Source organism: Rhizobium bangladeshense (assembly GCF_017357245.1).
In the GTDB taxonomy this organism is placed as follows: Bacteria; Pseudomonadota; Alphaproteobacteria; order Rhizobiales; family Rhizobiaceae; genus Rhizobium; species Rhizobium bangladeshense.
On record NZ_CP071612.1, the window covers coordinates 4,039,612 to 4,065,945 of the forward strand.

Sequence of the window (26,334 nt, forward strand, 5' to 3'; positions counted from 1 at the left end):
ATGGCGGCCGATACAGCCGTTGATCTCAGGATCGAGCGGAAGCCGAAACTTTCCGAAAGCGTGGTTTCGGCCATCCGCACACAGGTCTTGTCCGGGGGTTACGCGCCCGGCGAGAAGCTGCCGACGGAAACGCGGATGGGTGAGCTTTTCGGCGTCAGCCGCACTGTTGTCCGCGAGGCGATTGCAACCCTTGCCGCCGACGGCCTCGTCGAGGCCCGCCAGGGCGCCGGCGTATTCGTCAAAAATCATCCAACGATCGCCTTCGGCGCGATCAGCCTCGATGTCGGCAACAAGATTTCCCATGCACTCAACGTCATCGAAGTGCGCATGGGTCTAGAGATCGAAAGCGCGGGCCTCGCCGCGCTGCGGCGCAATGCCGCCCAGGAGGCGCAGATCCAGGAAGCCTTCTTCGAGTTCGACCGTTTGCTCGAGCGCGGCGAAGCAACGGGCAAGAGCGACTTCGCTTTCCACCGGGAAATTGCTGCTGCCACCAACAATTCATATTATGTCGAAGTTCTCGATGCGCTCGGCATGCGGGCGATCCCCTGCGACATCGCCTCGCCCTGGGGCACGGACAGCACGCTGTCGCGCGACTATCAGGAAGGGCTGCAGCGCGAACATCTGGCCATTCTGAAGGCGATTTCTGCCGGCGACCCGGAAGCCGCCCGCGCCGCCATGCGCGCTCACCTGACCGCAAGCCAGGAGCGCTACCGCACCCTGCTGAGCGGCCAGCAGGCCAGATGGCTTTCAAGCGCCCCTAAACGCAAGGCCTGAAGAAGATCACGTAAAGTTCAGGGCGCTTTAGATCCGCATGCCGGGAATGGCGAGCGGATTGTCGGAGAGCGCCGCACGGTCGGGCGTATCGATGCGCGGCTTGCCGAGGAAGGCGTCGAAGAGATCCTTCACGAAGGCTTCGGGCAGATCCTTGGTGATCAGCACCATGCGCGTGCGCCTGTCCTTCGGGTCAGGCCAGGCGGGAAGCCGCACCGGCGGATGGAAGATGCTTTGCACGCCGTGCAGCACCAGCGGCCGGTCCGGACGGTCCGAAACGGAAACGATCGCCTTCATCCTCAGCAGCTTGTCGCCATGGGCCGATCGCAAGAGATCGATGAACATTTCGAGCGCCACTGGATCGATCGCCTTTTCCTCGATAATCGAGAAGGATCGGATCGAGGCGTCGTGACGGTTGATGTCGTGCGCATCCTGGTGACCGTGATGGCCGTGGTGATGTTGATCATCGCCGACCTGCTCATCGTCGCCGTCATGATGATGGTGATGATCGTGACGGTGGTGATGCGCATCGTGCGCATCCTCATCCCGCAGCCAGCGGCCGACATCGGCGATCTTCGTCGCCGGATCATAGAGCCCGTTCACCAACACGGCAGCGCTGCCGGCCTCGGCGCCGTCGGCATCCATGATCGCCGCGCGCGGATTGAGCGTCCGCAGGCGCTGCTCCAGCTCCGTCGTTGCCCCGGCCATCGATGTCTTCGAGACGATCAGCCGGTCGGCGACGGCCGCCTGCTTGCGCGCTTCCTCGTGATTGTCGAGCGTCTGCAGCCCGTTGACCGCATCGACGACCGTGACGACGCCATCGAGCTCGAAATTGGTGGCGATGATCGGATTGCCCATGATCGCCTGCATGACCGGCGCCGGATCGGCAAGACCGGTCGTTTCGATGACGACGCGCTTCACCGGCTTGACGCGGCCTGTCTGCACGGCGTCCATCAGGTTCGCCAGCGTATCCACCAGCTCGCCGCGCACGGTGCAGCAGAGGCAGCCGTCGGACAATTCGATGATCGAATCGCCGGAACTTTCGACCAGCAGATGATCGATGCCGACATCGCCGAATTCATTGATGATGACGGCTGCATCCTTCATCATCGGATCTTTCAGGATGCGGTTCAGCAGCGTCGATTTGCCGGCGCCGAGAAAGCCGGTCAGGATGGTGACCGGAATCCTGTTGTTGAACGCGCTCATCGATCAGACCTTAAAAAGCTGTCGGGCGCGGCATCGGCACCGGCACGTTGGCGATTGCTCCGGCCGTATCGCCCCTCGCCATCTTTTCCGGCTGCTCGGCCGGCTGCGGATCCTGACCCGGGATCAGGCCGGCAAACACGAATCGCGGGTCGTGGTCCATCTCCAGGATATAGGGCGAGTGCACCTTCATGCGGCCGACCTCATCGCGGGTTTCACTGCGCACCTTGGCGCCCTTGGCGCTGCAGATATCGGCGGTCATGTCGGTCACCTGGTCTTGCCCCGGCCCATACGGCTTCAGCGAACCGAGCGTGTCGTTGCCAGAGAACTGCGTGGTGAAGCCCTTCTGCAAAAGGTTCGCCGTCGCATCGGCGCGCGCCGCCAGGCTGTCGGTGCCGAGCACGACGGAGACGAGGGTGCGGCCGTTGCGCGTCGCCGAACCGATCTGGTTGAAGCCCGAGGCGCAGATGAAGCCGGTCTTCATACCATCGGCGCCGGCGAAGCGGCCGATCAGCATGTTGAGGCTCGGCACGTTCTGCTGGCCGGTGGTGAAGCCCTCGAGCGCGAAATAACTGGCATATTGCGGAAAATCGCGGCGCAGCGCCACCGTCAGCACAGCAAGGTCACGCGCCGTCGTATACTGCCCCTTGCCCGGCAGACCATTTGGATTGACGAAATGCGAATCCGTCATGCCGAGCTTCAGCGCGTCGCCGTTCATCCGGTTCACGAAGCCCTCCTGCGTGCCGCCGATGGCTTCGGCAACCGCGACCGCGACGTCGTTGGCCGATTTCACCAGCAGGATCTTCAGTGCGCTGTCGAGCGTCAGCTTCTGGCCCGGCTTGAAATACATCTTGGCGGCCGGCTGCGCGGCAGCGCGCTTGCTGATGACGATGGGCGTATCGAGGCTGATCTGGCCGGCGCGGATCGCGTCGAAGACCGTATAGACGGTCATCAGCTTGGTGAGCGAGGCCGGATACCATTTGCGGAAGGCTTCTTCATGCTCCAGCACGCGGCCGGTCTGCACGTCGACGAGAATATGCGGATTTGCCTGGGCAAGCGGAACGGAAGCAAGAAAACCGGCAGTCGCGGCGACCAGGAAGCTAAGCGGCCGCACTGCGGCAAATAAACCAAAGTGGCTCGTCGACACGGCTCATCCTTCAGATATCAGGAAATCTCGAAAGCTTCATCTATCTAGCCTATATGGCTATGACATGGCAAAGGTCATTGACGAAGTAATTTGCATGAGCCTCACGCCCTTGTGAAGCGATCAACGATTGTCAGGTTTGATAACAGGAAGGCCAGTATGCCGATTTTGAACAGAGCCGCCGAATTGCAGGACGAAGTCGCCGAATGGCGCCGGCATATCCATGCCCGGCCCGAGCTTCTCTTCGCGGTGGAAAACACGGCCGCCTTCGTGGCCGAAAAGCTCAAGGAATTCGGCGTCGACGAGATCGTCACCGGCATCGGCCGCACCGGCGTCGTCGGCCTGATCAAGGGCAAGGGCGAAGGCCGCCGTACGATCGGCCTGCGCGCCGACATGGATGCCCTGCCGCTGACCGAGATATCCGGTAAGCCCTGGGCTTCGAAGACGCCGGGAAAGATGCATGCCTGCGGCCATGACGGCCATACCGCCATGCTGCTCGGCGCGGCGAAATACCTCGCCGAGAACCGGAACTTCAACGGCAATGTCGCCGTGATCTTCCAGCCCGCCGAAGAGGGCGGCGGCGGCGGCAACCTGATGGTGAAGGACGGCATGATGGAGCGCTTCGGAATCGAAGAGGTCTACGGCATGCATAACCTGCCGGGACTGCCCGTCGGCCAGTTTGCCACCCGCAAAGGCGCGATCATGGCGGCGACCGACGAATTCACCGTCACCATCAAGGGTCGCGGCGGCCACGCTGCCCAGCCGCACCGGACGATCGACCCGATCGCGATCGGCGCCCAGATCGTCGGCAACCTGCAGATGATCGCCTCGCGCACCGCCGATCCGATCAGTTCCGTCGTCGTCTCGGTGACCAAGTTCAATGCCGGTTTCGCCCATAACGTCATTCCCAATGACGCGATCTTCGCGGGCACGGTCCGCACCCTGGACGACGAGATGCGCACCCTCGCCGAAACACGCTTCCGGCAGATCGTCGAAGGCGTGGTCGCAGCCCATGGCGCCGAGGCAGAGATCAGCTTCAACCGAAATTATCCCGTCACCGTCAACCACCCCGATGAGACCGAGCACGCGGTCGCCACCGCCAGCGCCATTGCCGGCGACGCGAACGTCAACGCTGAAATCGATCCGATGATGGGCGGGGAGGATTTTTCCTACATGCTGAACGCCCGCCCCGGCGCCTTCATCTTCATCGGCAACGGCGACAGCGCCGGCCTGCATAACCCGGCCTACGACTTCAACGACGAAGCCATCGCCCACGGCATCTCCTACTGGGTCCGGCTTGCCGAACAGCGCCTTGGCCTCTGACAAGAATTAAGGCTTGGCTTCGCGCCAAGCCTTTTGTATGCATGGCATGCAAGTGGTCCCGTAGCTCAGCAGGATAGAGCACCAGATTCCTAATCTGGGGGTCGCGCGTTCGAATCGCGCCGGGATCACCATTTTCATAGGCTAGCCCAGATGGCCCTGCCGGAGTGGAATGGCTGACCTCCCCTTGCAGATCGACCCTAGCCGCGTTGCCCCTATCAAGCTCGAGGCACTTGGCGATAGACTCCTCGTTTTCTTATGATCCGCCGTGCCCCTAATCCGAGCAGCGCCGCCACAACCAGCCCGCAGACAAAACCGATTGCGCCCCAAACGAGGCCGGCAAAGCTCATCGGCAACCCGGGCACGAAGTCGCGCCAGGTATTGGCGAAAACCACATCATCCGCATTCCTCAGCAACACAAAAGGTTTGGCGACGGGCGCGGCGACGCCGAGCTTCAGCTGCTGCGACTGCAGTTTTTCATAACGCGTGATCGTGCTTTGCATGGAGACGCCGCGGTCGCGCAGGAAATCGTCGGAGGATTGGGCATAGGCGTTCAGCGCCTGCTGGCGGTCAAGTTGGTGCTGGGCGGCTTGGCGGTTGAAGTCCTCGACGATGACGCGCAACTCATCGATCGCCCCGCCGATCCGCTGGCGATATTGTTGAGTGAATTCCGGCGCTTGCGAAAAAACCGCGCCGCCGGCAAGTCCAGCGACGATGGCGAAGATCCTTGCAATCGGTCCCATGATCCATGCCTCCGGCTGCTTCCTGCGCTAACGATCCGCAGCCGTAAAGGTTTCTGCCTTCACAATCAGCGGCGCAATGTGATCCAACCTGCTTGCTTCCGACGAGTTGATTGCGCGACCAAAACTCGCGGCAGCGTCTGCTTTGTCAGCCATGCCGTCCGCGGCAGCCAGCATCACCATCACGACGGCAGCGCCCATCCATATTACCGCAATTGCGAACGACCCTGTTATCGCATCGCCCCTATTATCGCTGTCATATGATGTCGCAGCGCTTCTCGCGCGATTGCTTTACCCGGACGCAAAAATCGCCCTCACGGCATATTATCGTCAAGGACTCGGATCTGCCGCTAGGGCATCCAACGCGTTAAGCCCCGGCCGTTCCTCCCAGTCCGAGCTTTTCATCTGATCTCGTCATCAGGAACTTCGCAATGTCAGCCGCGTTTATGGCGAAACGGGAGTATTGATCATGTATATCAAGATGGCTTTTCTTGCGATCACCTATGTGGCCGTCAGCGCTCTGCTGCTCGCTATCGCCTATCAGCCGCAGGGGCCGATGACCACCGAGAAAACCGATCGGCTGGCCGGCTCATCGTTCCTCGTCGAGCGCTTCGCCGGCTGATCGGCCAAGCGCCGGTGTAACAGCGTGCGACCGCCGGCAAGACGGCGATCGCAAGCAAGGCAAGTTTCGATTATATCAATGCGGCTCGCCCACAGCAGACCCGCTGAGCAGGATTCGGTTCTGCACCGCAGTCACGCCTTCGACTGCCCTGGCGACGGCGGTTGCCCGTTCGATCTCCCCGACAGTACCGACGGTGCCGGTCAACACGACCTGATCTTCCTCCATCGTCACCTCCACATCCGACGCATCGATGCCGCCGGCGACCGCCAATGCGTTGGCGACAGCTGCCTCGAGGGATGCGCGGTTAGCGATCTCCGCTTCCACTTCAGGCGCAAGCCCATGAAATGTCGGCTCTTTGAAAACCATCTACCGTTCCTCCGTCAAACCTGAGGAAGAAACGCCATCGGCCCCGTTTGGTTTCGTGCCGCTACCACTCCACGCGATAGCGAAGATTGACGCTGCCTGCCTCATCGGACGAAAACGGATTGCTTACCGAGGCGTCGAGGTTGAGGTTCGGCAGGATCGCCTGATTGACCCCTACCGTACTCGAGAAGTCGCCGCTCGCATTGCTGATACCTGCGCCCGCCGAAAGCGAGGTTCCCGTCCAGGGATGGATCAATTTCAGCGCCTGCGACGCTGTCACCGAAGCCTGCTGAGCGTCGACTGCGTCATACTGGACGCTGATGGACCGGCTTGTTTGCATGTCGAGCGAATCCGACAGTATCCAACTGCGCGAGCGGCTGAGCGTCAGAGCGCCGCTGCCGCGCAGCGTGTCGACGCTGACCCGAGCGCCCTGCTGCGACTGGCCTGCCGGCGTAACAGCTGTTTTGCTAATCTTGCCCCAGAGCATAGCCTGTTCGGAATCGGGCAGCGGCGCGCCGCCGTTTGTCGCGGCCAATGCGACGTCGGCACCGGCGCTCGTCTCCCATTCCGCCGGCAGACGAAAACCCATCGTCGCCCTGTACGATCGATCCGAAACCTTGGCAGGCGACCAGATCAGCAGGTCGTCCGCCTTTGCGGCCACGGCGAGCGAAGACAGGATGGCGAAAAGGATGATGGCTATCTTGAATGTCGTCATGCTCTCAGATCGTCTAGATTTGACACCCGCTGCTCGCCGGACGATACCGCACGAAAGCGCTCACAACGGACGCGGATAGGCTGCCGGCCGAGCCATCCATCCGATGTCATCCTCGATTTAATGTCTGGCCGGAAAGGCCGGTGGCAGCTAAGTGCCTGTTTTTCGAATAGACGCCGCAGCGCCTCGAATATCCATCCGGCCATGAGCGCCGCATGGGAATCACGATCCCTTCCGGAATGTTATTAGCATCACATCCCGTCGCCGCTCTGTAAACCCCTTAGGGGTTGAAATCTGCTGCACCGCACACTTGCCGCCCCCTCCAAACCCTAGTAGAGCCTGAGCCTACGAGAGAAATTTTTCGCGAAATTCCATATGATGACCGGCAAAACCGCGCCGCGGCGCCTCAGCATTTTCGGCTCGACTGGGTCGATCGGCCGCAATACCCTCAATGTCGTCGAACATCTGGGCGGGCGCGAGAACTTCGAAATTTCCGTCCTGACGGGCAACGGCAATGTGAAGCTGCTCGCCCGACAGGCCAGAGCCTTCGGCGCACGGCTGGCGGTGACGGCGAATGATCGGCATTATGATGCGCTGAAAAACGAACTTTCCGGCAGCGGCATCACGGTTGCGTCGGGCAAATCCGGCCTTATGGAGGCGGCCGACCGCGAAGCCGACTGGGTGATGGCGGCAATCGTCGGCACCGCCGGTCTCGCACCGACACTGGCTGCCGCACGCCGTGGCGCCGATATCGCCCTTGCCAACAAGGAATGCCTGGTCTCGGCCGGCGATCTCTTCATCAAGGCGATCCAGGAAGGCGGCGGCAGGCTGCTTCCCGTCGACAGCGAACATAATGCGATTTTCCAGGTGCTGGAAGAGAACCAGCGCCATGCCGTCGAGCGTGTCATCCTGACCGCCTCGGGCGGCCCCTTCCGTACCGCCTCGTTGAAGGAGATGGCCGACGTGACGGTGGAAACCGCGCGCGCCCATCCCAACTGGTCGATGGGCTTGAAGATCTCGATCGACAGTGCCTCAATGTTCAATAAGGCGCTGGAGATGATCGAAGCCCGTCACCTTTTTCGGCTGAAGCCCGAGCAGATCGAGGTGATCTTCCATCCGCAGTCGATCATTCATTCCATGGTCGGTTATACCGACGGTTCGGTGCTGGCGCAGCTCGGCGCGCCCGATATGCGCACGGCCATCGGTTATGCGCTGTCTTTTCCGCGCCGGCCTAATCTGCCGGTCGAGCGGCTGGATTTCGCCAGGCTCGCGAGATTGGATTTCGAGGCGCCCGATGAGGTCCGGTTTCCGGCGCTGCGGCTGGCGCGCCTCGCAATGACGCGAGGCGGCGTTCAGGGCGCGGTTCTGAACGGCGCCAAGGAAGTGGCGCTAGAGGCCTTCATCGAAGGGCGCCTGTCCTTCCTCGCAATGGCCGAGGTGACGGAGAGGGTTATGGACGATCTGGCCGGTCTGCCGCCGGCTGCCGGCATGGATGAGGTCTTTAGCGCCGACAGGCAAGCCCGGCAGCGGGCGGCGGAGCTGATGAAGCTTGATCTCGTTGGATAAGGGCTCGGCCGGCTGCAATCATCGTAGCCGCTTGCCGCCCTCGCCGAACAATCGGCAAGTCGACGGCTCGAACTGCAGGCTGATCTGCTCACCGGCCGCAATGCTGGTCGGCGACCGGTGCTCGACGGTGAGCGACTGGCCATCACCGAGCTGGCAATAGAGAAACTGTGTTCCGCCGAGATATTCCGAAAAATCGACCCTTGCCGTCAGGCTACCTGTGAGCTCGGATGCCACCTGCAGGTGCTCCGGCCGCAGGCCGAGCGTCACGGCCGCACCGGCCGGCCTGTCTGCCGGTGGCAGGCCGCTTTCGATGCGCCCGCCGGCGACGTCGACCAGGCCGCCTTCGCCCCATCGGGCGTTCAGGAGATTCATCCTCGGCGAGCCAATAAAGCCCGCGACGAATGTATTGGCGGGATCTTCGTAGATTTCCCGCGGCGTTCCGGCCTGCTCGACGCGGCCGTCGCGCAGCACGACGATCTTGTCGGCGAGCGTCATCGCCTCAGTCTGATCGTGTGTGACATAGATCATCGTGTTGCCGAGCTCGCGGTGAAGTCGGGCGATCTCGATGCGCATGGACACGCGCAATTCAGCATCGAGATTGGAGAGCGGCTCGTCGAACAGGAAGACGTCGGGCTTGCGCACGATCGCCCGGCCGATCGCCACACGCTGGCGCTGGCCGCCGGAAAGCTGCCCTGGCCGCCGGTCGAGCAGGTGGTCGATCTTCAGGATCGCGGAGGCAGCCTTGACGCGCGTCTCGATCTCGGCGGCATTCGTACGCGCCATCTTCAAGCCGAAGGCCAGGTTGTCGCGCACGCTCATATGCGGATAGAGCGCGTAGGACTGGAAGACCATGGCGATGCCGCGCTCGGACGGATCGAGATCGGTGACGAGGCGCCCCTTGATCTCGATCTCGCCGTCGGTGACGTCCTCGAGGCCGGCGATCATGCGAAGCAGCGTCGATTTTCCGCAGCCGGAAGGACCGACGAAGACGACGAATTCGCCTTCCGCGATTGTCAGGTCGATTCCGTGGACCACGGGCAGACTGCCATAGCTTTTCCGCACGTCCTGGAGCACGACGCTCTTGTTACCCATACCGTTCGTCATCCCCAAGCGACCTATTTGCCCGACTGGACCCAGACGAGCATCTCTCCGGGCGCACGATTGTCCCAGAGATGATAGGGCACGAAACGCGCCGTGGCGACCTGCCTTTCGGCCGGCGCCTTGCGATAAAGCGGCGTGCCCCAGCCTGAGGTTTCCTCGCGCTCAACCTTGAGATCGAGGGCGACAGCATCGTTGAGCTCCCTCAGCACGACGGTTTCGGCGGCCGGGAGTTCGCGGGGCAGGACGATGGTGTTGAGATCGTCGCCATTATCCGTTGTTTCGACGCAGTAGACGAGCGGGCCGCGCATCAAGGCGACGCGGCCGGCATCCTGGCGCACTTTCGGATTGGCATATTGCGGCCGAAGCGCCAGCGGCAGGTAAAGGGCGACGCGGTCGCCGTCCGCCCACTCGCGGTCGATCCTCGCATATCCATCGCGAACATCGGCGCCGAGGTCGAGCATCGCCCCGTTGACGCTGAGTGTTGCGCCCTCCGCCCAATCCGGAATGCGTAGCGACAGCGCGAATCGGGCAGGCTTTGCCAACCTGGCAGTGAAGGCGACGGCGCCGTCCCACGGATAATTGGTGGCCTGCTCCAGCTCCACCTCGGCGCCGTTGGCAAGCCTTAGCCGGGCGGTGCTTTCGCCATAGAGATGCACGGCGATCTCGTCATCGGCAACGGCATACATGTATGAGCCGATCGACGTCACCAGGCGGGCGATATTCGGCGGGCAGCATGGGCAATGGTGCCATTTCCAGCGATGGTGCTTGCCCGCGCTTTCGAGCGGATTGTCGTAGAAGAAGGTCTTGCCGTCTGTGGAAAGGCCGGGCAGCGCGCCGTTATAGAGCGCCTGTTCCATGACGTCGGCATAACGCCGGTCCGGCCCGCGCCCGAGCATGCGGCTCGCCCAGAAGACCAGCCCGACTGAGGCGCAGGTCTCCGCATAGGCCGTATCATTGGGCAGGTCGTAATAGTCGGTAAAACCTTCATTGGATGCGGCCGGGCCGATACCGCCGGTGATGTACATCTGCTTGGTTGTCAGATCGTCCCAGAGCGTTTCTAGCGCCGCCGTTAGGCTGTCGTCCTTATATTCGGTGGCGATGTCGGCCATGCCGGAATAGAGATACATCGCGCGCACCGCATGGCCGACGACCTTCGTCTGTTCGCGCACCGGCAGGTGCGCCTGACCATATTCATAGGTCTTCTGATGGAAGTCGGCAGCGCTGCGGCCGTCGCGAGCAGCCTCGGCCGTGAAGAAGTGCGGCTCGGTGCCGCGTTCGTCGATGAAGAATTTCGAGAGGTCGAGATATCTATTCTCGCCGGTCACGCGGGCAAGCTTGACCAATGCCAGTTCGATTTCCTCATGGCCGCAATAGCCGGGGATCTGTCCCTCACCGTGGCCGAAAACCTTGATCATGTAATCGGCGTAACGGCACATGATGTCGAGCAGCTTGCGCTTGCCAGTCGCCTGATAATAGGCGACCGCGGCTTCCATCAGATGGCCGGCGCAATAGAGCTCGTGATGGTCGCGCAGGTTGGTCCAGCGGCGGGATGGCTCGACGCGCTGGAACCAGGCATTCAGATAGCCGTCCTTGTCCTGCATCTTCTCATACATGTCGATGATCTCGTCGGCGCGCGCCTCGAGCTGCGGGTTGGGCCGGCGATAGAGCGAATAGGCGATCGTCTCGATCGACTTGCCGAGGTCGGAATCCCAGAACATCTGCGTCGTCCCTCCCCATGGCTGAATGGGAATGACGATGCCCGGGCTCGGCTGGCTGACGTCGATCGCCTTGAGCATGCCGGCCTCGACGCAGCGGTCGAGCAGGGTCTCGGCGGTGGAATTGCAGACTGCATCCTGCCATTTGCCCCAGAAGCCGCCGAGCTCGACATCGGGAACGGCGACGGGACGAAACTGGCGGTCGTTGCTTGATTTGGTCATGGGCTCTACCTTCTTGGGATCATTTCACCGCGCCGGCCATCAGACCGCGCATGTAGTAGCGTTGCAGCAGCAGGAAGACGATCAGGCAGGGGATCGTCATGACGACGACGCCAGCCTGGACCGCTCCCCAGTTAATGGCGCCGAGCCGCCCGGCACGAACCGCCGTCATCAGCACCGGCAAGGTGTATTTCTCATTGCTGGAAAGCAGCACGAGCGCGGCGAGAAACTCGTTCCAGGCATTGAGGAAGGCAAAGATCGCCACCGTCGCGACACCGGGAAGCACCAGCGGCAGCAGAACACGCGCCAAGAGCCTCAGATCGCGCGCGCCGTCGATCCGGGCGGCCTCTTCGATTTCCTTCGGCACGGCGTCGAAGGCGTTGCGCATCATGAAGACGGAGAAAGGCAGCTGCAGCGTCACATAGACGAGCGTCAGCCCGAGCAGCGAATTGTTGAGACCGAGTTTTGCCAGGATGATGAAGAGCGGCGTCAGTATCGACTGGAATGGGATCATCAGCGTGGCGATGATCAGCACGAAGAGCACATTCTTCATCGGGAAGCGGTAACGCGAAAACCCGTAGCCGGCGAGCAGGCTGACGAGAACGGTGAGCACCACCGTGGCGACCGAAACGAATAGCGAATTGATCATGTGCCGCCAGATGCCGGCGCCGAACGTATCGAGCAGCGCATAGGCATCGAAGCTGACGCCGGATGTCGGCCATGGCGGCAAGGGCGGCAGGCTGGATTCGGTGCCCGGCCGGAAGGAGGCGAGAAGCGTGATCACGAAGGGGGCGAGAAAGAAGACCGAGATCGCGATGCCTGTGAGATGATAGGCCGACTTCGTACGGATGGCCTTGCGCGCGTGGCGCTCCCTTGACGTGCTCATGGGCGCTCCTCCCCGACGCGAAGCAGCCAGAGCTGCACGATGCTGATGGCGACCAGGATGGCGAGAAGCGCGATCGAGAGCGCTGCACCATAACCGAGGTTGAACGACACGAAGGACTGGTTGAAGATGTAATAGACCACCGAGATCATCTTGTTCTGCGGGCCACCCGCCGTCATGATGTAGAACTGGTCGAAAGCCAGGATCGAGCCGGTGACGGAGACGATCAGCGCCAGCGCGATCGTCTTGCGCATCAGCGGCAGCGTCAGATGCCTGAAACGCTGCCAGCGGCCGGCGCCGTCGATGCGGGCGGCCTCCGTCAGCTCGGACGGAATGGCCTGTAGCCCGGTCAGTAGAATGATCATGGTGAAGCCGGCGATCTTCCAGACGACCATCACCACGACAGTCAGGAAGGCGGTGTCGAAAGTCGCAAGCAGGTTGGGGCTCTTTTCCAGAAGACCGAGCGCTTTCAAGGCCGGGCCGATGAAGCCGCTATCGACATTGGCGAGCCAGACCCACAGCAGCGAGGCTGTGGCAAGGCCGACGACGACGGGCAGGAAGATGATCGTACGATAGGTGCCGACGAACTGACGTTCCTTCTCGACGAAGATTGCCAGCGGAAAGGCAACGGCGAAGATCGCGATGGTGACGATCACGGTATAATAGGCCGTGAAATTCAGCGCCGCCATGAAGCGGGTGTCGTTGACCATGCGGAAATAGTTGTTGAAGCCGATCCAGCGCGATGCCCCCATCAGCGGCCAGTTGTGAAGGCTCATCCATCCCGTAAAGAGAACCGGCATGACGAAGAAGACGATGACCAGCGCCATGGCCGGCGCGATGTAGAGAGGGCCGCGCCAGTTCGATCTGCGCCGCCGCTTTCGCCGAGGCAATAGGGTATTCGAACCGGGACCGGTCATCGAAACGCTCCGCATCTGTCAATGAAGTTGGCCGGGAAGCTGCCACCGCTCCCCGGCCGCGGCCTTGGGAGAGTTATTGGCCGCTGTCGATGATCGACTGCATTTCCGACTGGGCGCTCGAGAACGCACCGTCGACGTCGTCGCCGAAGATCGCGGCGTTGGTGAACGTCGCCCATGGGCCGTTGGCGCTGTTGATCAGGTCGTTGAACTGAAGCGTATAGGGCGTCTTGGCCACACTGATCGCGTTGAGGCCAACCTGCATGCGTGGATCGAGGCCCTCGAGCACCTTATCGGCGATATCGCCGCGCGTCGGCAGGCTACCATATTTAGCCATGACCTTCTGCCCGTCTTCCGAATAGATATAGCCGAGGAAGTCCTTTACCGCATCAATCTTCTTCGTGCCCTTGGTGATGACGAAGTTGTCGCCGCCGGCAAAGGAGGACGGCTTGCCGTCGACCCCGGGGATGAGGGTCACGCCGAAATTGATCTCGGGATGCTGGGTCACCAGTGTGCCGATGGCGAAGGCGCCGAGGCTTTGCTGGCCGATCTTGCCATTTGTGAAAGTCAGGAAGTTCGTGCCGTTGTCGCTGGCCGCACCCGCGGGTACAAGGTCCTTCTTGACCATGTTGCGGTAGATGTCGACGGCCTTGCGCATCTGAGGCGTATCGAGCGTCGCCGTCTTGCTGTCGGCCGAGAGAATATCGGCGCCCGCACCCCAGACGAGCGGCGTGAAGGTGAAGATCATGCAGCCGCCGCAGCCGCCGCCGGAGAAATAGAAACCGTATGTGTCTTCACCCAATGCCCTTATCCTCTCCGCATTGGCGGTGATTTCGTCCCAGCTCACCGGCGCCTTTTCCGGGTCGAGACCGGCCTTCTTGTAGAGATCCTTGTTCCAGGCGAAGACCGAGGTCTCGACCGAAAGCGGCAGGCCGTAAATCTTGTCCTCGTATGTGCCGAGGCGGACATGCGATGGCGAAAGCGAGTTGAAATAGGGCAGCGACTTCGCCCAGTCCGTCAGGTCTTCCAACTGCCCGGCGGCGGCAAAGGCAGGGTTATAGATGAGATCCATCGAAAGCGCGTCGGGCGCCTGTCCGCCGGCAATCGCCGTCGCATATTTCTGCACCAGCTCGGAGAACGGCACTTCGGTCATCACGACCTTGTTCTCATGGCTCGAATTATAGGCCTCGACAACCTTCTTGAAGGCGTCGCCGATCCCCGAGCGAACCCACATTTCGACGTTCTCGGCGGCCGATGCAGCCGACACCAGGCACAAGGTAGCGATGCCGGTAGCCGCCAGTAGACGCTTGATCATGACATTCCTCCCAATATGGCGCATCTCCTCGCGCCTTTGCTCATTTCCCTGATTTCATTCCTCGGGAGCCTTGCCCCCGCATGACTGCCGGATGATCAGCCGGCAGGGCAATTTCCTCACTCCCGGCTCGACAGGCCGTCCTTCCGCAAGCGCGAGCACCGTCAATCCGGCCTGCCGCCCGAGCTCCTTCAACTCCATATCAACCGTCGTCAGCGGCGGCCGTGTCTGGGCCGCGACAATCTCCCAATTGTCGAAGCCGATCACCGAGACGTCCTGCGGCACCTTGACGCCGCGCTCGCGCAACGCATCCGTGGCACCCCGGGCGATCTGGTCGTTGCCGCAGAAGAGCGCATCCGGTTTTTCTCCGGGTCTCTCCCAAAGCTGCTCCACCGCCTCATGGCCCCAGCTTTCAGACCAGACGCCATAGAGCACCGGCTCGCGGTGGCCGGCCACCTGATGATAGGCGCCGGCCCGCTCCCGCACCGAAAAGAAGTCCTTCGGCCCGGTGATATGCGCAATCCGCCGCCGCCCGATCTTTGCGAGCCACTGGACTGCAAGCCTCGCACCTTGTTCGTCATCCGAACGAAACGTAACGCTGTTCTGCGTCCCCTCCGTGAAGGCGTAGACGACAGGCACGTGCAAATTCGACAGGTCGACAGGCAGACGCCTGTCCAGCCGCTTGCCGGTCGCGATAATGCCGTCCACCTGCTTGTCCAGCATCGCGTCCACATGGATCTGGGCGAGCGCCGGATCGTCCTCAATGGCGCAGAGGAAAACCGAAACGCCGTGATCGACCAGAGCGTCCGAAATGCCGGCCATTACAGGCAGCGTAAAACGGCCGTAAGTATCATTCGTCAGCAGTCCGATGGTGAAGCTGCGTTTGCTGAGAAGACCCCTCGCCAGCGCATTCGGCCGATATCCGATTTCACCGGCAATCCGCTTCACCCGCTCGCGCGTTTCCGCTCCCATACGGCCGGTGTCGTTGAGCGCCTTCGACGCCGTCGAAATGCTCACCCCGGCAGCAGACGCCACCTCGTGGATGGTGATCCTGCCCCTTTTTCCTCCCGATATGTTCAGACCTTCCTCCTTCCGAAGTGGCCTGAGAAAAGCTTTTACCAATCCAACTGTCAAGTGAGAAAAGGTTTTCTCATCCAAATCGAAAAGCCATGATGGAAAGACGATGCTCGGGTGAAAGTAAGTGCAACCGGAACCAATGGGTCTTCGAGACAGAGGGCATGTTCCAATGCACCAGCACCGGATGACACTGTTCAGGCAGTGAGAGGTTTAGGGCGCAAAACAATCCGGCCAGAACCTCCGACGGAGATTCTGGCCGCGATTCGAACCACGCGATGTTAAAAGTTTCAGGCCACGTGCCTAGCCAGCGCGCAGCGCGACCAGAGCGAATGCAGGGCGTCGACGAGATGGGCGATGTCGGCGTCGGAGTGCAACGGCGTCGGGGTGATGCGCAGCCGCTCGGTCTTCTTCGGCACGGTGGGGTAGTTGATCGGCTGGACGTAGACGCCGCAATTGTCGAGCAGCAGGTCGGAGATCCACTTGCACTTGGCCGCATCGCCGACCAGCACCGGCACGATATGGCTGGGATTGTGCATATGCGGAATGCCACGCTGGTCGAGCAGCGAGCGCAGCCTGCGCACCCGGTCCTGATGGCGGGCGCGCTCGAACTGGCTGACCTTCAGATGCTGGATCGAGGCGACCGCACCGGCGGCCAATGCCGGCGGCAGCGCCGTGGTGAAGATGAAGCCGGAGGCGAAGGAGCGGATGAAATCGCACAGCGCCGCGGAAGCAGCGATATAGCCGCCCATCACGCCGAAGGCCTTGCCGAGCGTGCCCTCGATGACAGTCAGCCGGTCCATCAGCCCCTCGCGCTCGGCAATGCCGCCGCCGCGCGCGCCGTACATGCCGACCGCATGCACCTCGTCGAGATAGGTCATCGCGCCGTATTTGTCGGCCAGATCGCAGATCTCCCGGATCGGGGCGATGTCGCCGTCCATCGAATAGACGCTCTCGAAGGCGATCAGCTTCGGCGCCTTCGGATCGGCGGCCGCAAGCTTGGCTTCGAGATCGGCGACGTCATTGTGCTTCCAGATCACCTTGTCGCATTTGGCATGACGGATGCCCTCGATCATCGAGGCATGGTTGAGCGCATCGGAGAAGATGATCAGGCCGGGAATTTTCGCGCCGAGCGTGCCGAGTGCGGCCCAGTTGGAGACATAGCCGGAGGTGAAGATCAGTGCTGCTTCCTTGCCGTGCAGATCGGCAAGCTCCCGCTCGAGCAGGACGTGGTAATGGTTGGTGCCAGAGATATTCCGGGTGCCTCCCGCACCCGCGCCACAGTGGTCGATGGCGCTCTTCATCGCCTCGATCACCTTCGGGTTCTGGCCCATGCCGAGATAGTCGTTGGAGCACCAGACCGTGACTTCCTGCTCGCCATTCGCGGTATGGCGCGTCGCGCGCGGAAAGTTGCCGCGGTGACGTTCGAGATCGGCAAAAACGCGGTAGCGGCCCTCGGCATGAAGCCCGTCCAGCTCGTTTTTGAAATACGCTTCGAAATCCATCATTTGCTCCAGTATCGCGCGGCCGTTCTTGCCGACCGACCGTCCGCGCGTCAATGCTTACCTTCTGCTTTAACATCAACTGCGGCAAAAGGCGCAGTTTTTCGAATGATTCCAGATAAAAAATCTGCGAGGCGCGAGCGAGTGGATCGATGCAGCCGAAAGCGGTGGAAAATCGCGTAGACCGCTCGGGCGCGCAACCAGGTCCTCATTGCAAAAAAATCAATCCAACAGTGGACAACCCTTTCTTCCGACATAGTTTTTGAGCTAGCCTAAAAAAAACAATAGGGACGGCCTATGCCCATTGGGCGACAACCCAGGAGAAAAGAGATGAAAAAAGCTGTCATACTCGCACTGATCGGCCTGTCGGTCGCAAGCTGCACGCCCACCCAGCAAGGCGCCGGTATCGGCGCTGCATCCGGCGCCGTCATTGGCGGTGCAGTCACCGGCAATGTCCGTGGCGCGGCGGTCGGTGCCGCTATCGGCGGCGTGTCGGGCGCCCTCATCGGCAGCGTCGCCGAACAGCCCGGCCAGTGCTACTATCGCGACCGCTATGGCCGCCGTTACATCGACGCTTGCCCGCGCTGAGAGCGCTCACAAACGGCAAAAACAGGAAATCCCGGACACACATCCGGGATTTTTTGTGCTGAATTAGCGCGTGGGCAATTTAAAATGGTACACCCTGCGCGATTTTGCCGCTAAGCTGTTCACGGCTGGGCAACGAAGCTTCATGTAGGCGTAACCAAAAGCAGCGGATGCGGATTAGAGGGATAGGCCCGAAAACAGGTACTGCGTATCGGCGAACAGGCACCATGATGGTGGTCGCAGCGGCAGCTGCTTTCTCACCGGTCCTGATCGGCGATGCTTACGCCTTCAAGCTTTTCGGCATCACCATCTTCGGCAAGGAAGAGGACGAGAGCGAACAGGTGCCCGATCCTGTGCGCTACCAAGTGGAGCTCAAGGCCGACACCGCCGATCCTGATCTTAGGGAAGCGCTGGAAAATAGCTCTCGTCTCGTCAGCGATCAGAAACAGCCCGTCTCCGGCGATCTCGGCATCGTCGTTAAGGCGCGTGATGATCGCGAGCGGCTGATCGCCGCCTTGTACGAAAAGGCGCGTTACGGCGGCGTGGTGACGATCACCATCGATGGCAGGAACATCGACGACCTGCCGCCCAACCCGACATTCGACCGCTCCGGGCCGATCCCCGTTACCGTCGATATAACACCCGGCCCCGTTTTCAGGGTCAGAGAGGTGCAATTCGGCGGCGACGCCGCGGATCGCAATCCCGCCGATTACGACCTCGCCCCAGGTGCCGAGGCCGGCTCGCTCGCCATCATCAAAGCCGGCGACAGAATAGTTGAGCAGTTGAAAAGCGAAGGCCGGCCTTTCGCCAAATTGACCGAACGCAAGGTCGTCGCCGATCACAGGAGCGACACGGTCGACATCGTGCTTGCTGCCGAGGGCGGGCCTGTCGCCCCTATCGGCGATGTCGGTGTCACCGGCGAAAAAACCGTTCGGCCAGGTTTCATCCAGCGCTATTCCCGGTTGAACAAAGGGGACGCCTATTCCCCGGAAAGGCTGAAGAAGGCCGGCGAGCGGCTTCGCGCGCTCGGCGTCTTTTCGAGCGTCACCATCCACGAAGGCGATGCGCTGGCACCGGACGGCACCTTGCCGATGACGATCGAAGTTTCCGAAGGCAAGCGGCGCTATTTCGGCGTCGGCGCGCAATATTCCACCACCGACGGCTTCGGCGTCCAGGGCTATTGGGGCCACCGCAACCTGTTCGGCGAAGCCGAGACGCTGAGGATCGAGGGCTCGGTCTCGCGGCTCGGCGAAACCACCGATGTCGGCAGCCTCGACTATTCCGCCGGCATTCTCTTCACTAAGCCCGGCGCCTTCTTCCCCGCCGCCACGCTGAAGGCCGGCATCGTCGCCAAGACCCAGAATCCGGACGCTTATAACGCGACGCTCGTCACCGCCTCGCTGGGCATTTCCTATGAATTGACCGACAAGGATACGGTGTCTGCGAGCGGCGAAGTCAGCTGGGAGCGCGATGACGACGCCTTCGGCACCAATGACTATCTGACCATCGCCCTGCCGCTCCAATATGATCGTGACGCCCGCGACGATAAGTTCAATCCGACCGAAGGCTATCGCGCGACCGTGTCGGCAAAGCCAGGCTACGAGATTTTCAATGGCACACCCTATGCGGCGTTCGAAGGCTCGATCTCAGGTTATCTGCCGTTCGGCGCCGAGGATCGCCTCGTGCTTGCCGGCAAGGTCGCCGCCGGCGTGCTGATCGGCGGCGGCGGAATCGAGGATATTCCTGCAACGCAGCGCTTTTTTGCCGGCGGTGGCGGTTCGGTGCGCGGATACAGCTATCAGGAGATTTCGCCTTACAACGACAATGGCGAGGCCACCGGCGGCCGCTCCTATGTGACCGGCTCGCTGGAGGCCCGCATCCAGATCACAGATACAATCGGCCTCGTGCCCTTCATCGATGTCGGCACCGTATCCGACAGCACCTTCCCGGATTTTTCCGATATCCGCGCCGGCGCCGGCGCGGGAATACGATATGCCACACCTTTCGGCCCGCTGCGGCTTGATTTTGCCGTGCCGCTGAACAAGTACGAAGATGGCACAGATTATGGAATTTATGCCGGCATTGGCCAATCCTTCTAGGATTGCCGATTCCGGCTCCTTCCGATCGATGGGCCGCATGAAAACGGGGTAGTCCGCGCGATGCAAACGCTGGCAAAAATCGTCAATTGGATCGTGCGGGTCACCGCCTATGCCGTAGGCGCCATTTTGATTCTCGCCGTCGCGGCACTTGCGATCTTCGGCTTCACCTCCTTTGGGGCCCGGATCGTCACGGAGAGAATCGCCTCCACCCTCTCCAACCGCGACATGACGATCGAGGTACGCGAACCGGAAGGGCTTTTGACCGGCGGGCTACGCGCTGCCGAAATCTCCCTTTCCGACACGAGAGGCGTTTTTGCGGAAATTCACGGTGTGACGATCGACTGGAACCCGCTAGCGCTGCTAACGGGAACATTCCACGCCGAGCGGTTCCAGATCGAGACGATCAACGTGCTGCGAAAGCCGGTGCGCACCCTGCCCTCGCGGCCCAGCGCCGAGAATTCCGGCGGCTTCACTCTTCCGGTCAAGATCGATGTCGACCGCGTGGCCCTGCCCGATATCAAACTGGCCGAATCCTTTGCCGGGCGCGCTTTCGCGCTCGCCGCCGAAGGCAGCCTGTCGGCGGATGGCGACGGCGGCGAAGCGATGATCAATGTCAGCCGCCACGCGGTCCCGGATGCGCGGCTTACCGCCGATATCGCCTACGCGCCGGCCGAAAACCGGCTGCAGCTGAAGGCGCAGCTTGCCGAGCCGAAGGGCGGGCTTCTGGCGGGCTTCCTCGGCCTGCCTGGCAATCCGGCCGTCAACATCGACCTCGACGGCCAGGGACCGATATCGGACTGGACAGGAAAAATGCAGGCGGCGCTTGACGGACAACAGCGCGCTGCGATCGAGGGTCGGCATTCGATTGCTCCAGACGGGCTGCACCATCTCGACCTCAAGGGCGGCGGTGACCTGAGCTCGCTTCTGCCCGCGGCATTCCGGCCGCTTTTCGCCGGGCAAACCAATATCGACCTTGCCGCCACCTTCGACGATCGTGGCAAGATTGATATCCAGACCGGCAATATCGCCACCGGCAGCGTCGTCATCGCCGCATCGGGAGCGCTTGATCCGGCCGGCAACAACAGCCTGAACGCCAATCTGCTCGGCACGTCCGGACCCGTCGATTTTCGCTGGCCGCTCGCCGAGGGCGAAGCGCGCTTCCTGATATCCGGCCTTAATCTAGCCCTCACTGGTGACGCGCAGACCGCCCGGCTGAACGTCAGCGGCTCGCTCGACAGCGCAACTCTTCCGCAGGCCGATATCGGCAACGTGAAGCTGACGGCAAAGAGCGACTCCTTCAACCTCGCCTCCCGCTCCGGCAGCGTCCAGCTGCGCCTCGTAGCCGGGGACGCGACCTTTGCCGAACCGAATCTCAATCGTGCAGTCCAAGGGCCTATCACGATCGCCTCGCCGCTCCAGATTTCGCCCGGCGGCATCGGTTTCAACGGCACCACTGTCGAAAGCGCCAATATCAACGGCAGCCTCAACGGCTCCTACCGGCTGGCGGACCGCGCGCTGACCGGCAATGTGAAGGTGATCATCGAACCGACGGCCCTGCCGGCCGCGGCAACGAGCAGGTTCGACCAGCCGATCTCCCTCGAAAGCCAGGTGACCGGCACCATCCCGTCGAGATTCGCGCTGTCCAACCTCGTCCTGAAATCCGGCACGCTTGAAGCCGCCGGCAATGTCGCGCTTGATGGCACGATGCTCAACGCTGATCTTTCAGGTCGGCTGCCCGATATCGGTAAGCTGGTTGCGGGCGCGAGCGGCGGAGCGGGTTATGCGCTGAGGGTCGGAGGCGAACTGCCGGCGGTCTCAGTGACCGCCAATGTCAAAACTCCCAGCCTTGAAATAGCCGATCGGCGGTTCGTCAACCTCAATATCGATCTGTCGGGTATCGCCGATCCCAAGGCGCCGCAGGGGAAGTTTGCGGCGACCGGCACGATCGACGGCCAACCGATCGGCATCAACGGCGACATCCGCTCTGCGAACGGCAGGACGACCATTCCCGCACTGACCGCCGATATCGGCGGCAACCGCCTGACCGGCAATCTGGAGCTTTCACCCTCACTGACGCCCTCGGGCGCGTTGACCTTCGATTTCCCCAGGATCGGCCTGCTGGCAGCCCTCGGCGGACAGAAAGCCGAAGGAGATCTCAAGGGTTCAATCGGGATCGACAGCGACGGCGGCAGGATTGCGGTCAAGCTCATTGCATCAGGCGCCTCGATCCGCCGCGATACGCTTGCGATCGTCAAGCCGGATATCGACCTCACGGTCAGCGATCTCAGCGCCCTTGCGGCAAATGGCACGGTCCGTGCCGAAGAGCTGGCTGCCGGCGCAAACAAGCTTGGCGGACTGTCGCTCAGCTTTTCCAAGCAGCAGGACCGGACCGACTTCGATCTTGATGCGACCTATGATGGCAATCCCGTACTGGCAGCCGGCGATATCGAGCCGGGGGGCGGCGCGGTCGATCTCAATCTCGATCGTTTTTCGGCCAGCCCCCGCAACATCAGTGTCGAGCTTGCCGCACCGACACAGGTCACAATCGGCGGCGGTGTCGCCAATCTGAATGGGATGACGGTTCGCACCGGCACCGGCACGGTAAGCGTTACGGGTACGGCCGGCGAGACGCTGAAGCTCGACGCCGTCATTAAGGAGCTGCCGGCGGCACTCGCCAATGGTTTCGTGCCGAATCTTTCGGCCGGCGGCACCATCTCGGGAACGGTTGCTGTGACGGGAACGCCGGCAGCACCCATCGCCGATTTCAAACTCGACTGGAAGGATGCGACGACAGGGCAGACCAAGGGCGCGGGCCTCGCACCGCTCGGCATCGTCGCCAGCGGCAAATTTGCCGACAAGAAGCTCGATTTCGATACGACGATCGGCGGGGCCGACGGCCTTTCACTCAAGGCTGCCGGCGACGTCGCGCTGGCTGATCCGACGGCACCGGTGTTCGATATCGACGCCGATATCCTTAATCTGCCTGCGCATGTCGCCAATGGTTTCGTTTCCGATCTCGCCGCCGAAGGCGCGATCACGGGGAAGGTGACCGCTTCCGGTTCCCCTAAGGCTCCGACCGCCAATTTTGATCTCGCCTGGAAAAGTGCTGCGACGAACCACACGAAGCGCGCCGGCCTCGCCGGTCTTGACGTGGCTGCCTCCGGCAAATTCGCGGACAACAAGCTCGATTTCGACGCTGCGGCCAGCGGCGCCGGCAACCTCTCGCTTAAAGCGAACGGCAACGTGGACATCACCGGAACGACGATCGGTGCGGTTAGGGTTGACGCAACGCTGACCAATATCCCCGCGGCTATTGCCAACAGCTTCGTCCCCGATCTTGCAGCGGAAGGCGCGCTCTCCGGAACGGTCGCGGTCAGCGGATCGCTTGCAGCTCCGACCGCCGATTTCGATCTCCATTGGCAAAACGCCGCAACGAGCCACACGAAGCGCGCCGGCCTCGCCGGCCTCGGCGTCACCGCGTCCGGAAACTTCGCCGACAACAAGCTCGATTTCGACGCCGCCGTCGCCGGCGCCGACAGCCTCTCGCTCAAGGCGAACGGCAATCTCGCCATTACCGGCACGGCAATCAGCACCGTCGCGGCCGATGCGACGCTCTCAGATATCCCGGCAAGCCTCGCAAACGGCTTCGTCGCCGGTCTTGCCGCCGAGGGGGCCGTCTCCGGCAAGGTCTCGGCTGCGGGTTCGCTGTCCGCGCCGACTGCCAATTTTGACCTTAACTGGAAAGACGCTGCGACGAGCCATACGAAGCGTGCCGGCCTTGCCGCTCTCGGCATAACCGCGGCGGGGAAATTTATCGATAACAAGCTGGATTTCAACGCGGCAGCCAGTGGCGATCAAGGTCTCTCGTTAAATGCCATCGGCAATGTCGCTCTCGCCGGTACGGCAATCGACAGCGTGAAGGTCGATGCCGAAGTCGCCAAGCTTCCGGCTGCTCTCGCCAACGCCTTCGTCCCCGATCTGGCAGCCGGTGGCACCATATCAGGCACAGTGTCTGCGGCCGGAACACCCGCTGCGCCGCAGGCCGATTTCAAACTCTCCTGGACGGATGCCGCAACCAGCCACACCAGAAGCGCGCACCTTTCGGGCCTCGCGCTTGTCGCATCGGGGCATCTGGCCGACAACAAGCTCGACTTCAACGCCAATCTCGGCGGCCAGGACGGCCTCTCGCTAAATGCCGTAGGCAATGTCGCGATATCGGGCGTCTCGGTCCGCAACCTTGACGTCAAAGCTGATCTCGCCAATCTGCCCGCAGCCCTTGCCAACGGCTTTGTTCCGGGTCTTGGCGCGGAGGGCATGGTGTCGGGAACGGCATCCGCCTCGGGGGCGCTTCCCAAGCCCGCCGTCGATTTCAAGCTCGATTGGAAGAATGCCTCCACCGCCCAGACCAGAAGCAGCGGCTTGTCAGGCTTGAGTGCCGCGGCCTCCGGTAAGTTCGCCAATGACAGGGTCGACTTCGATGCCAGTCTTGCCGGCAAGGACGGCGTGGTGGCCAAGGCGACGGGTGGGGCCGTGATTGCCGGAAACGCCATCCGGGACCTCTCGGTCAATGCCGATATTCCCGCGCTGCCGGCCAGTATCGCCAATGCCTTTGTTCCCGGCCTCGGTGCCGAAGGCACTCTGTCGGCAAGCGCCCAGACTTCGGGAACGCCGGCAGACCCTATCGTCGATTTCAAGCTGAACTGGAAAGATGCCGCGACCAGCCACACCAAGGCCGCCGGCCTCTCCCGCCTTGCCTTGGCGGCGACGGGAAAATATGCCGGCGACCGGCTGGATTTCGATGCCGACCTCAGCGGCAGCGGCGGCATTTCGCTGAAAGCCGCCGGTAATCTTTCCATTGCAGGCACAACGATCCGATCGATCGATGTCACCGCGAACGCGGCCAATGTCCCGGCCGCCATCGCCAACGGTTTTGTACCTGGCATCGGAGCCGAAGGCACGATCTCGGCGACGGCCAAGGCGACAGGCGCGCTGTCCTCGCCCGTCGTCGACTTCAAGGTTGACTGGAAGAATGCCGCGACCAGCCAGACGAAAGGCGCCGGCCTGGCGCCACTCAGCGTCGGAGCATCCGGCAAGCTCGCCGGCGGCAGGCTGACGCTCGACACCAGCCTTGCCGGTGACGCCGGCATGTCGCTGAAGGGCGGCGGCAGCGTGGTGATATCGGGCAACCGCGCCATCGACATGCGCTTCAACGGCAATGTTCCCTTCGCCGTGCTTGGTGCCCCGCTCGCGCAGCAAGGCTTCGTCGCCGACGGCGTCGCCAAGGTTGATCTTGAGATTGGCGGAACGGCCGCAGCCCCCGTCATCAACGGCACTGTCTCGACATCAGGCGCAAAGCTCGTCGACGTCAGGCGCAATCTTGCCGTCAACAATCTCGCAGCCACCGTCACCTTCAATGGTAAGCAAGCCGTCATATCGCGCCTCAACGGCAATCTTGGCGGCGGCGGCACCATTTCAGTAAGCGGCACCATCGGCATCCAGCCGGCCGGTGGTTTCCCCGCCGACATTTCGATCAAGCTCGACAAGGCGGTCTATGTCGACGGAACGCTTGTCGTCTCGACAGTTAACGGGACACTCGGCCTGCGCGGGCCGATCATGAGTGCGACGCTGAGCGGCAGATTACGGCTGGACAAGACCTCGATCACCGTCCCGGAAAAATTGCCGACCTCCCTCAGCCAAATCGACATCCGGCATAAGAATGCACCGCGGGCAGTGCTTGCGCAGCTTCGCGATGAAGGCGAGCGAAAGCCGGGCGAGAAATCCTCCGTTTTGACGCTCGACCTCGAAATCGATGCGCCCTCGCAGATCTTCGTGCGCGGCCGCGGCATCGATGCCGAGCTTGGAGGCCGCGTGACGATCCGCGGAACGGCGGCAGCACCCATAGTCACCGGCGGCTTTACGATGCGCCGCGGCCGGCTGACCATTCTCAATCGTCGCCTCAATTTCTCCGACAAGAGCAAAATCACCTTCGCCGGTGACCTGACGCCGGCGCTCGACATGGAAGCGACCTCCACCTCCGGCACGACGACCCTGACGGTCGATGTCTCAGGCCTTGCTACCGATCCTTCGATCACCTTCTCCTCCTCGCCGCAACTGCCGCAGGACGAGGTGCTGGCGCAGTTGATCTTCGGCCAGTCGATGTCGAAGCTCTCGCCGGTGCAGATAGCCCAGCTCGCCGATGCCGTCAGCCAGCTGGCCGGCAACCGCTCCACATCGCTTTTCGAAGGCCTGCGCAACCAGCTCGGCGTCGACGATTTCGACGTCAGCACCGACGAGAAGGGCCAGACGAGTGTCAGCGTCGGCCGCTACCTCAACGATCGCACGTATTTCGAACTGCAGCAGGGTGGCTCGGCCGGCGCCAAGGCAATTATCAATCTCGACGTCGGCCGCGGCGTGAAGTTGCGGGGAGCCGCTGGCGGTAACGGCGCCGGCGAAGCAGGCATCGTCTATGAACGGGAATATTAAAGCGGC

The 26,334-nt window shown here is 62.0% G+C and carries 20 protein-coding genes and 1 tRNA gene; 8 read left to right on the plus strand and 13 right to left on the minus strand.

Annotated elements, in window-relative coordinates:
- Positions 1 to 774: a FadR/GntR family transcriptional regulator gene (locus J2J98_RS19490; protein WP_138396704.1), complete on the plus strand. Its 774-nt coding sequence runs from the start codon at positions 1 to 3 to the stop codon at positions 772 to 774.
- Between the two features lie 27 nt (positions 775 to 801).
- On the opposite strand, the gene J2J98_RS19495 is transcribed toward J2J98_RS19490, so the two are convergent.
- Both J2J98_RS19495 and J2J98_RS19500 read right to left on the minus strand, forming a co-directional pair.
- Positions 802 to 1,977, minus strand: coding sequence for a CobW family GTP-binding protein (locus J2J98_RS19495; protein ID WP_207601880.1), 1,176 nt, complete (start codon positions 1,975 to 1,977; stop codon positions 802 to 804).
- A gap of 10 nt (positions 1,978 to 1,987) precedes the next feature.
- Entirely contained in the window at positions 1,988 to 3,121 is a 1,134-nt protein-coding gene (locus J2J98_RS19500; protein ID WP_064707924.1) for a D-alanyl-D-alanine carboxypeptidase family protein, read from the minus strand.
- Between the two features lie 156 nt (positions 3,122 to 3,277).
- Between J2J98_RS19500 and J2J98_RS19505 the strand changes: the two genes are divergently transcribed.
- Together J2J98_RS19505 and J2J98_RS19510 are read left to right on the plus strand one after the other, a co-directional pair.
- Complete coding sequence (locus J2J98_RS19505; protein WP_207601881.1) at positions 3,278 to 4,441, plus strand: M20 aminoacylase family protein; 1,164 nt, start codon at positions 3,278 to 3,280, stop codon at positions 4,439 to 4,441.
- A 54-nt stretch (positions 4,442 to 4,495) separates the two neighbouring features.
- Positions 4,496 to 4,572: transfer RNA gene (locus J2J98_RS19510), tRNA-Arg, on the plus strand.
- A gap of 84 nt (positions 4,573 to 4,656) precedes the next feature.
- Here the strand turns inward: J2J98_RS19510 and J2J98_RS19515 are convergent.
- Together J2J98_RS19515 and J2J98_RS19520 are read right to left on the minus strand one after the other, a co-directional pair.
- On the minus strand, positions 4,657 to 5,181 hold the full coding sequence (locus tag J2J98_RS19515; RefSeq protein WP_207601882.1) for a DUF2937 family protein: 525 nt from the start codon (positions 5,179 to 5,181) through the stop codon (positions 4,657 to 4,659).
- A 27-nt stretch (positions 5,182 to 5,208) separates the two neighbouring features.
- Positions 5,209 to 5,379 carry a hypothetical protein gene (locus J2J98_RS19520; RefSeq protein ID WP_207601883.1) on the minus strand — a complete coding sequence of 57 codons (171 nt, stop codon included), beginning with the start codon at positions 5,377 to 5,379 and terminating at the stop codon, positions 5,209 to 5,211.
- Positions 5,380 to 5,647: 268 nt separating this feature from the next.
- Here J2J98_RS19520 and J2J98_RS19525 point away from each other — a divergent pair, with 268 nt between their 5' ends.
- Entirely contained in the window at positions 5,648 to 5,800 is a 153-nt protein-coding gene (locus tag J2J98_RS19525) for a hypothetical protein (protein ID WP_207601884.1), read from the plus strand.
- 75 nt (positions 5,801 to 5,875) lie between these two features.
- Here the strand turns inward: J2J98_RS19525 and J2J98_RS19530 are convergent, their stop codons facing one another.
- Positions 5,876 to 6,166 carry a BON domain-containing protein gene (locus J2J98_RS19530; RefSeq protein ID WP_207601885.1) on the minus strand — a complete coding sequence of 97 codons (291 nt, stop codon included), beginning with the start codon at positions 6,164 to 6,166 and terminating at the stop codon, positions 5,876 to 5,878.
- Between the two features lie 61 nt (positions 6,167 to 6,227).
- Positions 6,228 to 6,878 carry a hypothetical protein gene (locus J2J98_RS19535; RefSeq protein ID WP_207601886.1) on the minus strand — a complete coding sequence of 217 codons (651 nt, stop codon included), beginning with the start codon at positions 6,876 to 6,878 and terminating at the stop codon, positions 6,228 to 6,230.
- 372 nt (positions 6,879 to 7,250) lie between these two features.
- On the opposite strand from J2J98_RS19535, the gene dxr reads away from it, so the two are divergent.
- Positions 7,251 to 8,441 (plus strand): 1-deoxy-D-xylulose-5-phosphate reductoisomerase, encoded by a 1,191-nt coding sequence (dxr, locus tag J2J98_RS19540; protein WP_207601887.1) that lies wholly within the window; start codon positions 7,251 to 7,253, stop codon positions 8,439 to 8,441.
- Between the two features lie 18 nt (positions 8,442 to 8,459).
- Here dxr and J2J98_RS19545 read toward each other — a convergent pair whose 3' ends face one another.
- From J2J98_RS19545 to hemA, 7 genes are all read right to left on the minus strand, one after another.
- On the minus strand, positions 8,460 to 9,545 hold the full coding sequence (locus tag J2J98_RS19545; RefSeq protein ID WP_207601888.1) for an ABC transporter ATP-binding protein: 1,086 nt from the start codon (positions 9,543 to 9,545) through the stop codon (positions 8,460 to 8,462).
- A gap of 11 nt (positions 9,546 to 9,556) precedes the next feature.
- Positions 9,557 to 11,479 (minus strand): glycoside hydrolase family 127 protein, encoded by a 1,923-nt coding sequence (locus tag J2J98_RS19550; protein WP_207601889.1) that lies wholly within the window; start codon positions 11,477 to 11,479, stop codon positions 9,557 to 9,559.
- A gap of 19 nt (positions 11,480 to 11,498) precedes the next feature.
- Positions 11,499 to 12,362 carry a carbohydrate ABC transporter permease gene (locus J2J98_RS19555; RefSeq protein ID WP_207601890.1) on the minus strand — a complete coding sequence of 288 codons (864 nt, stop codon included), beginning with the start codon at positions 12,360 to 12,362 and terminating at the stop codon, positions 11,499 to 11,501.
- Entirely contained in the window at positions 12,359 to 13,276 is a 918-nt protein-coding gene (locus J2J98_RS19560) for a carbohydrate ABC transporter permease (protein WP_207601891.1), read from the minus strand. The genes J2J98_RS19555 and J2J98_RS19560 overlap by 4 nt, the downstream gene beginning before the upstream one ends.
- Before the next feature lie 73 nt (positions 13,277 to 13,349).
- Positions 13,350 to 14,588 carry an ABC transporter substrate-binding protein gene (locus J2J98_RS19565; protein WP_064713710.1) on the minus strand — a complete coding sequence of 413 codons (1,239 nt, stop codon included), beginning with the start codon at positions 14,586 to 14,588 and terminating at the stop codon, positions 13,350 to 13,352.
- Between the two features lie 54 nt (positions 14,589 to 14,642).
- Positions 14,643 to 15,620: a LacI family DNA-binding transcriptional regulator gene (locus tag J2J98_RS19570; RefSeq protein ID WP_138396730.1), complete on the minus strand. Its 978-nt coding sequence runs from the start codon at positions 15,618 to 15,620 to the stop codon at positions 14,643 to 14,645.
- 329 nt (positions 15,621 to 15,949) lie between these two features.
- A complete protein-coding gene (gene hemA, locus J2J98_RS19575; protein WP_207603165.1) occupies positions 15,950 to 17,164 on the minus strand; it encodes a 5-aminolevulinate synthase in 1,215 nt (404 codons plus the stop codon).
- 327 nt (positions 17,165 to 17,491) lie between these two features.
- Here hemA and J2J98_RS19580 point away from each other — a divergent pair, with 327 nt between their 5' ends.
- From J2J98_RS19580 to J2J98_RS19590, 3 genes are all read left to right on the plus strand, one after another.
- Positions 17,492 to 17,749 (plus strand): YMGG-like glycine zipper-containing protein, encoded by a 258-nt coding sequence (locus J2J98_RS19580; protein ID WP_011427043.1) that lies wholly within the window; start codon positions 17,492 to 17,494, stop codon positions 17,747 to 17,749.
- A gap of 167 nt (positions 17,750 to 17,916) precedes the next feature.
- The gene (locus J2J98_RS19585) at positions 17,917 to 19,845 is read left to right on the plus strand and encodes an autotransporter assembly complex protein TamA (protein WP_171049294.1); all 1,929 of its coding nucleotides are present in this window, start codon (positions 17,917 to 17,919) and stop codon (positions 19,843 to 19,845) included.
- Positions 19,846 to 19,905: 60 nt separating this feature from the next.
- Complete coding sequence (locus J2J98_RS19590) at positions 19,906 to 26,328, plus strand: translocation/assembly module TamB domain-containing protein (RefSeq protein ID WP_207601892.1); 6,423 nt, start codon at positions 19,906 to 19,908, stop codon at positions 26,326 to 26,328.
- Positions 26,329 to 26,334 lie beyond the last annotated feature (6 nt).

What these genes read in the sequence shown, in the direction of transcription:
- J2J98_RS19490 (WP_138396704.1), top strand. Translation starts at nt 1, where the DNA reads ATGGCGGCCGATACAGCCGTTGATCTCAGGATCGAGCGGAAGCCGAAA.
- J2J98_RS19495 (WP_207601880.1), bottom strand. Translation starts at nt 1,977, where the DNA reads ATGAGCGCGTTCAACAACAGGATTCCGGTCACCATCCTGACCGGCTTT.
- J2J98_RS19505 (WP_207601881.1), top strand. Translation starts at nt 3,278, where the DNA reads ATGCCGATTTTGAACAGAGCCGCCGAATTGCAGGACGAAGTCGCCGAA.
- J2J98_RS19515 (WP_207601882.1), bottom strand. Translation starts at nt 5,181, where the DNA reads ATGGGACCGATTGCAAGGATCTTCGCCATCGTCGCTGGACTTGCCGGC.
- J2J98_RS19520 (WP_207601883.1), bottom strand. Translation starts at nt 5,379, where the DNA reads ATGGGCGCTGCCGTCGTGATGGTGATGCTGGCTGCCGCGGACGGCATG.
- J2J98_RS19525 (WP_207601884.1), top strand. Translation starts at nt 5,648, where the DNA reads ATGTATATCAAGATGGCTTTTCTTGCGATCACCTATGTGGCCGTCAGC.
- J2J98_RS19530 (WP_207601885.1), bottom strand. Translation starts at nt 6,166, where the DNA reads ATGGTTTTCAAAGAGCCGACATTTCATGGGCTTGCGCCTGAAGTGGAA.
- J2J98_RS19535 (WP_207601886.1), bottom strand. Translation starts at nt 6,878, where the DNA reads ATGACGACATTCAAGATAGCCATCATCCTTTTCGCCATCCTGTCTTCG.
- dxr (WP_207601887.1), top strand. Translation starts at nt 7,251, where the DNA reads ATGATGACCGGCAAAACCGCGCCGCGGCGCCTCAGCATTTTCGGCTCG.
- J2J98_RS19545 (WP_207601888.1), bottom strand. Translation starts at nt 9,545, where the DNA reads ATGACGAACGGTATGGGTAACAAGAGCGTCGTGCTCCAGGACGTGCGG.
- J2J98_RS19550 (WP_207601889.1), bottom strand. Translation starts at nt 11,479, where the DNA reads ATGACCAAATCAAGCAACGACCGCCAGTTTCGTCCCGTCGCCGTTCCC.
- J2J98_RS19555 (WP_207601890.1), bottom strand. Translation starts at nt 12,362, where the DNA reads ATGAGCACGTCAAGGGAGCGCCACGCGCGCAAGGCCATCCGTACGAAG.
- J2J98_RS19560 (WP_207601891.1), bottom strand. Translation starts at nt 13,276, where the DNA reads ATGACCGGTCCCGGTTCGAATACCCTATTGCCTCGGCGAAAGCGGCGG.
- J2J98_RS19565 (WP_064713710.1), bottom strand. Translation starts at nt 14,588, where the DNA reads ATGATCAAGCGTCTACTGGCGGCTACCGGCATCGCTACCTTGTGCCTG.
- hemA (WP_207603165.1), bottom strand. Translation starts at nt 17,164, where the DNA reads ATGGATTTCGAAGCGTATTTCAAAAACGAGCTGGACGGGCTTCATGCC.
- J2J98_RS19580 (WP_011427043.1), top strand. Translation starts at nt 17,492, where the DNA reads ATGAAAAAAGCTGTCATACTCGCACTGATCGGCCTGTCGGTCGCAAGC.
- J2J98_RS19585 (WP_171049294.1), top strand. Translation starts at nt 17,917, where the DNA reads ATGCGGATTAGAGGGATAGGCCCGAAAACAGGTACTGCGTATCGGCGA.
- J2J98_RS19590 (WP_207601892.1), top strand. Translation starts at nt 19,906, where the DNA reads ATGCAAACGCTGGCAAAAATCGTCAATTGGATCGTGCGGGTCACCGCC.